The sequence below is a fragment of the Streptomyces sp. NPDC015130 genome, assembly GCF_043080005.1.
In the GTDB taxonomy this organism is placed as follows: Bacteria; Actinomycetota; Actinomycetes; order Streptomycetales; family Streptomycetaceae; genus Streptomyces.
Map to the genome: position 1 here is coordinate 1 of NZ_JBIBVC010000035.1, position 8156 is coordinate 8156.

At 74.9% G+C, this 8156-nt stretch carries 6 protein-coding genes and 1 pseudogene; all 7 read right to left on the reverse strand.

The window, feature by feature from the left end:
• Window positions 1-533: pseudogene (locus tag ACF08F_RS37560) on the reverse strand (RiPP maturation radical SAM protein 1); the annotation flags it as partial.
• Between the two features lie 7 nt (window positions 534-540).
• Window positions 541-1812 (reverse strand): cytochrome P450, encoded by a 1272-nt coding sequence (locus tag ACF08F_RS37565; protein ID WP_392303053.1) that lies wholly within the window; start codon window positions 1810-1812, stop codon window positions 541-543.
• Window positions 1790-3292 (reverse strand): amidohydrolase, encoded by a 1503-nt coding sequence (locus tag ACF08F_RS37570; protein WP_392303054.1) that lies wholly within the window; start codon window positions 3290-3292, stop codon window positions 1790-1792. The genes ACF08F_RS37565 and ACF08F_RS37570 overlap by 23 nt, the downstream gene beginning before the upstream one ends.
• Window positions 3289-4164 (reverse strand): alpha/beta fold hydrolase, encoded by an 876-nt coding sequence (locus tag ACF08F_RS37575; protein ID WP_392303055.1) that lies wholly within the window; start codon window positions 4162-4164, stop codon window positions 3289-3291. Before ACF08F_RS37575 ends, ACF08F_RS37570 begins: the two co-directional genes overlap by 4 nt.
• Window positions 4151-6142 (reverse strand): RiPP maturation radical SAM C-methyltransferase, encoded by a 1992-nt coding sequence (locus tag ACF08F_RS37580; RefSeq protein WP_392303056.1) that lies wholly within the window; start codon window positions 6140-6142, stop codon window positions 4151-4153. Before ACF08F_RS37580 ends, ACF08F_RS37575 begins: the two co-directional genes overlap by 14 nt.
• A complete protein-coding gene (locus tag ACF08F_RS37585) occupies window positions 6139-7500 on the reverse strand; it encodes a YcaO-like family protein (RefSeq protein WP_392303057.1) in 1362 nt (453 codons plus the stop codon). Before ACF08F_RS37585 ends, ACF08F_RS37580 begins: the two co-directional genes overlap by 4 nt.
• On the reverse strand, window positions 7418-8020 hold the full coding sequence (locus ACF08F_RS37590) for a YcaO-like family protein (protein ID WP_392303058.1): 603 nt from the start codon (window positions 8018-8020) through the stop codon (window positions 7418-7420). Before ACF08F_RS37590 ends, ACF08F_RS37585 begins: the two co-directional genes overlap by 83 nt.
• Between the last annotated feature and the right edge of the window lie 136 nt (window positions 8021-8156).

The following is an 8156-nucleotide window of genomic DNA, read 5'->3' on the forward strand; positions in this document are numbered from 1 at the left end:
CCTTCGCAGTTGCTGCCGCCCATGACGATGACGCCGGTGTAGCCGTGTTCGCGCAGTCGTTCGGCGACCGCGAGCGTCGGCCCGTTCTGGCTGAAGGTGCTGGTGAAGCCGATCACCGACGGCTCCCGCTCCACCAGCCTCCCGGCCGTCCGCTCCACGTGCGTCTCCGCCACGGCGCGCAGGGAGTCGATCAGGCCGATCGTCCCCTCCTCGACCCCGTGCTCCCGTAACTCCGCGTAGTAGGAGTCCCGTTCGTCCTCGGCGGCGTGGCGGCGGGCGTAGATCCAGTCGCCCACCGCCAGGTGGTACAGCTCCTCCGAGACCGCGCGGTACGCCTCCGACCAGTCCTCGGGCTCCATGCCGAGGCCGTCGGCCTGTCGCCGGGCGAGACCGTAGAAGTCGAGATACGCGTAGTGGGAGTCGACCTCCCACCCCTCGGCCTCGGCCACCGACCGCAACGTCCCCACCTGGATCGAGGGGCGCCGCACGTTGTTCCAGGGCATCGAGACGAGCGCGACACGTCGGAGGATCATCGGTACCTCACCACACCAACCGCAGGTCGTAGGAGTTGCGCAGGAACGGCGGCGGATCCTCCCGCAGTTCCGCCGGGACCTCGTACGCGGGCAGCACCCGGTGCCATTCCTCCAGCGCCGTCAGGATCTGGGCGCGGGCGAACGCCGCCCCGAGGCACTGGTGCGCCCCGGTGCCGAACGCGATGTGCGGATTGCGCTCCCGGTCGAAGTCCACCCGCTCCGGGTGGGCGAAGACCGACGGGTCGTGATTGGCCAGCGCGAGCGGCAACAGCACCGTGTCACCCCGCTCGGCCGTCCCGGCCGCGCCTTCGCGGGCGGCCATCCTGCCCGGATACATGCAGGAGTTGACCCGCAGGAACTCCTCCACGGCGGCCGTACGGATCTCCCGCTCGGCCAGGAACCGCTTCCGGTCCCCGTCGTGGTGGGCGAAGTGCTGTACGGCGTTGGCGAGATGGTTCACCGTGGAGTCCACCCCGGCGAGGAACAGCACGCACAGCAGCGAGGCCCGGTCCTCGTCCCCGACCGGCTCCCCGTCGATCGTCCACGACATGCTCGCCGTCGTCAGGTCGTCGGCCGGTTCGGCCCGCCGCAGCTCGATGTGCTCCCGCGCGAACCGTTCGAGCGCCGGCAGCCCCAGCTCCCCGTACGCGGCCTGCTTCGGATCGGGCGCCGACCGGGAGTCGATCATGGCCCGGTCGATGGCCAGCAGCAGGTCGAGGCGCTCCTCCGGCCAGCCCACCGCCGCCATCAGGTTCTCCAGGACGTACGGGCGGGCGAAGTCCTCGTTGAACGAGGCCCCGCCCCGCCCGGCGAGCTCCTCGATCCGCCGCCGCGCCCGTGCCCGCATGGCGGGGGTGAGTTCCCGTACCCGCTGCGGGGTGAACCAGGACGCCAGGCGGCGGCGCCACTCGGTGTGCTCGGGCCCCTCCACGGTCAGCGGGATCCACCGCTCCTCCTCGGCGCTCTCGGCCGCGCTCACCCGCCCGACCGTGAAGGCCTCCTCGTCCCGGAACGCCGCGGAGATCCCCTCGTACGAGGTGAGGACCCAGAAGCCGGTGCCCCGGTCGCTGTGGAAGGCGCCGTCGCGGGCGTGTTCGGCGGCCACCCGCCGGTACTCCTGCGGCGAGTTGAAGAAGTCGAAGCCCACCGAGACCGGGCAGCCCCCGGCTGGTGCCGGTGCCGGTGTCTGCGCCTGCTCCTGCCCCTGTGCCTGCGTCGTCGCCTGCTCGTCGGGGCACCCGGGCGGCGCCGTCCCCTCAGGAAATCCTTCGGCCTGCAAGAGCCACACCCTCCTTGGTCGGGCGATCGCCGGACACCGGCGGATCGAGTTCACCACGCGGCCAGACCGAGGCGTCCAGCCCCGAACCGGCCAACCGCAGGGCCCACAGCCGGTCCAGATCCGCGCCGTCCAGCAGGACGCCGTCGATCAGCACCGCGTCGGGCCGGGCAAGGCCGGCCGCCCGACCGCCGGGCGGCCGCCGGTACAGGACCAGATCGGGCGAGGACGGCGGTGCGGCGCCCGCCGCCGGGGCGGACGGCGGCGGCAGCGGCGCCGTCGCCCGGTACGCGTTGACCGTCGCCGCCCGCAGCAGCGCGGGGAAGTCCAGCCCCGCGCGCTCCAGTTCGGCGAGCTCCTTGTGGAAGGACGGCCCCGCGAGGACGAACGGATTGCCGCAGTCGGTCCCCACCAGGAGCCGGCCCGCGATGTTGTCGGTGCGCGCCACCAGCTCGCCGAGCCGGTCGACGGTCCCGCCGCGCCGGCGTGCCTCCTCCGGGGCAAGACCCAGGGCCTCCCGCGCCGCGTGCTGCCAGGCCCGCCGCCGGCTCGGCGTCGCCGCCGCCAGCGCCGCCCGCGAGGGCCTGGTGTGCCGGCGTTCCCCGCTCCGGGCCCGCCAGCACACCAGGGTCGGACAGATCAGGTGCCGGCGGCGGCCGGACTCGGCGAGGGCCGTGCTCAGGGCCGCGGCCCGCTCGGCGACACCGGGGCCCGCCAGCGCGTCCGCGAGCGCCGGCCACCGTCGGTCCGCCGGCAGCCGGAACACGTTCGGCACCGCGCCGTAGAGGTGCTCGCTCGTCCGCATCCGGCGGGCCGCGGTCGCGAAGCCGACCCGCTCCGGGGCGTGTCCGACCACCGGCACGCCCGCTTCGTCGGCCGCGTCCAGGAGGCGGTCGAACACGTCCGTCTCCATGTCGTCGTAGACCTTCACCCCGTCGAAGCCGAACGCGGCGGTCTCCTCGATCACCCGGCGGACCGCCCGCTCGTCGTCCACCACCGTCACCGCCTTCGGCAGCCGGGTGCACGGCCCGTCGATCACCCCGGCCGTGACCCAGAGCCGGGGCAGCACGACGTGCCGGGCGCGCCGGGCGCCGACGGCCATGAGGTGGGCGGGCTCCCCCCACAGCTGACGGCAGGCCGTCACCCCGTGCACCAGGAGGCCCACCAGGTCGGCCAGCGAGGAGACGTGGGCGTGCGCGTCGACGAAGCCCGACACCGCGTACCAGGCACACGGACGCTCCCGCTCCGGCCGCCAGGGGCCGGAGCCCCTGCGCGGCGAGGGCCGGGTGACGTACGCGCCGTCGGTGACCTCCAGGTCCTCCACCGGGCCGGGGTCGCCCGTCAGCGGGTCGATCAGCCGGACCTCACGGAGGGTGTGGGTACGGGGCCGGGCGGCGAGCTCCTCCAGGGCGAGCAGCAGCGGATCGCCCTCGGGCAGCAGATCGCGCCGGTGCCGCCACTGCGCCTCCTCCAGCTCGCTCATGCCGGCCCCGCCCCTCCCACTGTGCCCGTGCCCGCACTCGTACGCGTAGCCGTGCCCGTACCTGTGCCTGTGCCTGTAGCCGTGTCCGTATCCGTATCCGCTCCGGGCCCCGGGAACAGGTCGCGGGCCACCTCCGTCACCAGTGCCGCCGCCCGGACCCTCGTCGGCGCGTCGAGCAGCAGCAGGCGGGCGCCGAGCCGCTTCGCGCCCGCGAGGAACGGGTCGAGGTCCTGGTCGCCGGAGGCGGTGACGAGCACCAGTTCCTGGTCCCGGGTGCCGCGTTCGGCGGCGCGCTCCGCGCCGTGCAGGAGGCCCCGGGTCGCGGCGCCCAGTTCGCGCCGGTCCACCCGGTCGCAGGCCTCGACCATCCAGGCGGGGGCGCCCTTGGCGAGGAAGTTCTCCCGCAGGTACGCGTGCCCGTCCGGGCCCTCGACCGCGCGGGCCTCCTCCTCCACGGCCTCGACCGGGATCACGACCTCCTCCGCGTGCGCGCAGAAGGACACCGCGCGGGCCACCCGGGGATCCTCGGCCGCCGTCCACAGGGCGACCCGGCCGCCGAAGTACAGGCCGACCAGGGTGCAGTCCTCCCGTCCCACGTGGTCGAGCACGGCCCGCAGGTCCGCCGTGTACCGGTCGGGGGCGTGGCCCTCGCCGGTGTGCCCGGGGCCGCTCTCGCCCCGCCCGCGCAGATCGACGGCGATCACGTCCGCGTCCGCGGGGAGGGCCGCGAGGAACCCGGAGTCCGTCCAGACCCGCCGGTCCATCGCCACCCCGTGGACCAGGACGACCGCCGGGCCCGGGCCCGGCCGGCGCTCGGCGACGATCCGGGTGCCGTCCGCCGAGACCACGCTGAAACGCTCACGCCCGCCCATGGGAACCTCCCGCCGGGACGGCGACCGCCGGCCGCCCGTCCGTCCGTCCTTCGCCTTCGGCGCCGCCGGCGCCCCTCATCTCGGCCGCGCGCCCCAGTTCGTCGCGCATGCCGTCCCGGGTGGCCAGCACCAGACCGCGCCGGGCCTCGAAGTGCACCCAGCCCCGCTGTCCCCAGGCGTTCAGGTCGGCCCGCAGCGCCGGCTCGGAGCGGCCCGTCATCCGGGCCACCCGCTCGACGGACTGGTCCACGCGTCCGCCGTGCACCAGGGCGCGGAACAGCAGGTCGTCGGCGCCGCGCAGCAGATGGCGGCCGGTGCCCACGTGCGGTCGGTGGTCGTGCAGCACGGTCAGCTCGGGTCCGAACCGGAAGGTGAACCTGGACTGGTCGTGGAGCTTCTTCCACAGGCCGACGCGGGCGCCGAGCCTGCGCCGCAGGGCGAGCAGCTCGGCCCCGTCCGCGGCCCCGGCCGGTTCCGTGTGGTCGAAGGAGTACGCGAGGGCGGCCCGGTCCACGGCCGGATCGGGGTGGACGAAGCGGTACTTCGCCTCGGGGCCGATCAGGCTGATCCCGAACTCCCCGGGGTTCTCGAAGTACGGGCTGTATCGGTCCACACGCACCTTGCTCACCGTCGACGGCGGCGCCAGATGGGTGATGAAGGGGATCAGCCGGAGCTGCTCGTCCAGCATCTCCCGGGTCTCCATGGGCATGGCCGAGAGCAGGTTCCACCGGGCGTCGATGCCCAGTTCGTGGCAGAGGATCAGGAAGCGCAGGTTGTGGTAGGCCGTCGCTCCCTTGCGGAGCAGCTTCAGCGCCCCGCTGCTCAGGCTCTCGATCCCGGGCTGGACCATGGTGACCCCGGCCGCCCGCATCTCGCCGACCTCGCGCGGCCCGAGGTTCGCCTTCACCTCGAAGAAGGTGGTGACGTCGATCTCGGCGGCGGCGAGCTCGGCGAGACCGTTGTCCTGCCGGGCGAGGATCGTGTCGACCGCGTACGTGTCGAACACCCCGTGTTTCTCGGTGAGTTCGCGCAGCGTCTCGGTCAGCTGCCGGCCCTGCTTGCTGCGGTAGACCATGCCGCTGCCGTTCTCCCCGCAGAAGGTGCACTGGAGCTTCTCGCCCCACCAGCAGCCCCGGGACATCTGGAAGGGCAGGGCCACGTGCGCCGTGATCAGCTCCGCCCAGGGGAGTTCGCGGAGCCGCTCGAAGTACTCGTCGTAGCGGGGCACGGGGCCGGCCTCGGCGGCCTGCACCACCGGCAGGGAGACCAGGACCTCCCCGTCGCGGCGCAGGGCCAGGCCGGGCGCCGCCGTCAGGTCGGCGGCGGTCCGGGCCGCGCGGAGCGCCGCCACGGCGGCCTCTCCCTCGCCCTGGACCACGGCGTCCACGAAGGGGTACGAGGCGAGGACCGCCTGCCCCATCGGGCGGTCGCAGTTGGCGCCGCCGAGCACGGTCAGCCGCTCGGGGGCGCGCGCCTTGAGGGCCCGCGCCACGGCTAGGGAAGGCGTCAACTGGCTGAAGGAGGTGGTGAATCCGTACATCTCTGCGTCGAGGGCGAGCAGCCGGTCGGCGAAGCCCGCGACGAAGTCGGGGGCGATGGCGCGCAGCGCGAGCACCTGCCCCACGAGCTCCTCGGCGACGCCCTTCTCGCGGAGGAAGTCCGCGTACGCGGTGCGGGCGTGCTCCTCGGCCGCCGCCTCCGGGCCGGGCCCCTCCCCGGCGGCCTTCGCGGGGCCGCCGAAGATCCAGTCGCCGACGCCGAGGCCGTACAGCTCCTCGCCGATGGTGTCGTAGACGGTGACGAACCGGGCCGGGTCCCAGCCCAGGGTCTCGACCGCGTACTGCGACCAGTCCAGATACCCGTACACCGGGGTGACGGGGTCGCCCGGCGTGTGGTCGGCCAGGGCCGCCAGGGTGGCGATCTGGATGGACGGGCGGTAGAGGCTGTTCCACGGTGGTGCGACGAGTACGAGCCTCACCGCGCAACACTCCCCTGGGGGCGGAGCCGCTCGTCGAGCCGTCCGGTCGGCAGCACGGGATAGCCGGCCCGCGCCTTGTCCAGCATCTCCAGGCCGGGCGCGACCATGTCGACGACGGTGACGGGCCCCGGCGCGGTCAGGATCCGGTAGGCGGGCTCCACGCCCACGGAGGCCAGCCGCTCCACGAGGCGCAGCAGCAGCTCCTCGGGGGTGGCCGTGGCGGGCAGTCCGTCCGCCGTCTCGAAGGGGACGGTCCGGTGCGGCAGGGCGCGAACGTCGAACCGGGCGGCGGCCAGGTGACGGGGATAGCGGGCCAGGGCGCGGCCGATCTGCTGCGACTCGGTCCCCGCGTCCACCGGGCCGTGCCGGTACATGGTGCGGACCTGGAGGTACTCCAGGAGGGCGCGCTGCAGGGCGTACGCGGGGACCGGCGAGGCGCCGCTGCCGATCAGCCGGACCGGTTCGTCGGAGTCCGCGTCGCACACGACGTACGCGGGGACGCGCGTGTCGCAGGTGAGCGAGACGATCAGCAGCCGTCCGCCGCAGGCCCGTTCGACCTCGGCGGTCAGTTCGCGCAGGTCGCCGGGGAGCCCGGCGGGGTCGACGACGGGCAGCGCGGCCGGGGTGCCGGGGCCGGCGGCCGCGAAGTAGGTGGCGGCGAGGAGACAGGACCAGGCGTCCCTCTCGATGGCCTCGTTGGCCGCGTGCACCAGCGCCTCGTGCAGGGTCGCCCCGGCGGCGTACCCGGCGCTGGAGGTGTAGTGCCACAGCGGTGCGAAGGCGCCGGTGTCCTGGGGGTGCGGCCAGTTGCGGTAGCCGCCGTCGCGGAGGAAGACCGGGTGGTGGTGGGGCGCGGGGGTCAGGCCGGCCGGAGGCCCGCCGTCCCCGGTGGCGAGCGCCTCGGCGACCGGCCGGTAGGCGCGGGTGAGGATCGGGGCGTCGGGCGCGATGCCCGCGAGCCGGCGCAGCAGCGCGGACGGCCGGGCGGTGGGCTGCTCGGCGATGGCCAGGGCCGGCAGGAAGCGCGCCTCCGCGGCACGGTGGTCGCGCCGCCAGTCGAGGTGGTAGTGCTCGGCGCTCTCGAACAGGGCGCTCGCGAGGCTGCGATGGCCGAGGCCCTTGCCGGAGCTGCGCGAGCACAGGACGCCCTCGGCGTCGGTCAGGCGCACCTCGTAGGTGGGGGCGGTGTCGATTCCGTACCGGTGGATGTCGGCGGTCAGGTGCTGCGAGGCCAGCCAGTCCCCGACCGTGGACAGGGCGGTGCCCAGGGGTGTCTCACGCTCGGGCGGTACGTCGTCCTTGCGGGTTCCGTCCAGGATCGCGGCGGTCAGCAGGTCGTGGGTGGCGGGGCGGGGCAAGGGTTCTCCTCACTTCTGCCGTGTCGAACACGGGAATGCCTGCGCGGACCAGGCCCAGCAGGGGCTGGGGCTCCGTCACCACGTGGGCGAAGGAGAGCCGGGTCGGCGGGAGATCGGGACCGTGCAGGTCGACGGTGCCGCGGTCGGCCCAGACGGAGAAGGACAGCGTCGTCAGCTGCTCCAGAAGGGACGGAGGGGCCTCCGAGGGGGACGCAGCGGCCCCCAGGGGGGACGGCGGGGTGGGGGCGTGCGTCGGGTACGGCTCCGGGGCAGGGGCCGTGAGGTCGAAGTCCAGGACCACGCACCGCCGGAGCGCCGGCCAGCGCTCGAACCGGCGCAGGAACTCCCGCTCCGCGGGCTCCGCGGTGGGGTTCGACCGCCACATCGTCTCCGCCTGGGCGAGTTCGAGCAGGGCGCGTTCCCGTGCCTGGTCCGGGGTGTGGCCGCTGCCGATGCCGGTGGCCGGCATCAGCCGCCCCTCGTGCCGGGCCACGGCGAGCACGGTCGGCGTGCGCGTCACCCCGTGCAGGGGGACGAGCTCCGGGGTGTGGCGGCGGGGCGCGCGCCCCCCCCCCCCCCCCCCCCCCCGCCGCCCGCGCCCCCCCCCCCCCCCCCCCCCCCCCCCCCCCCCCCCCCGCCCCGCCCCCCCCCCACGA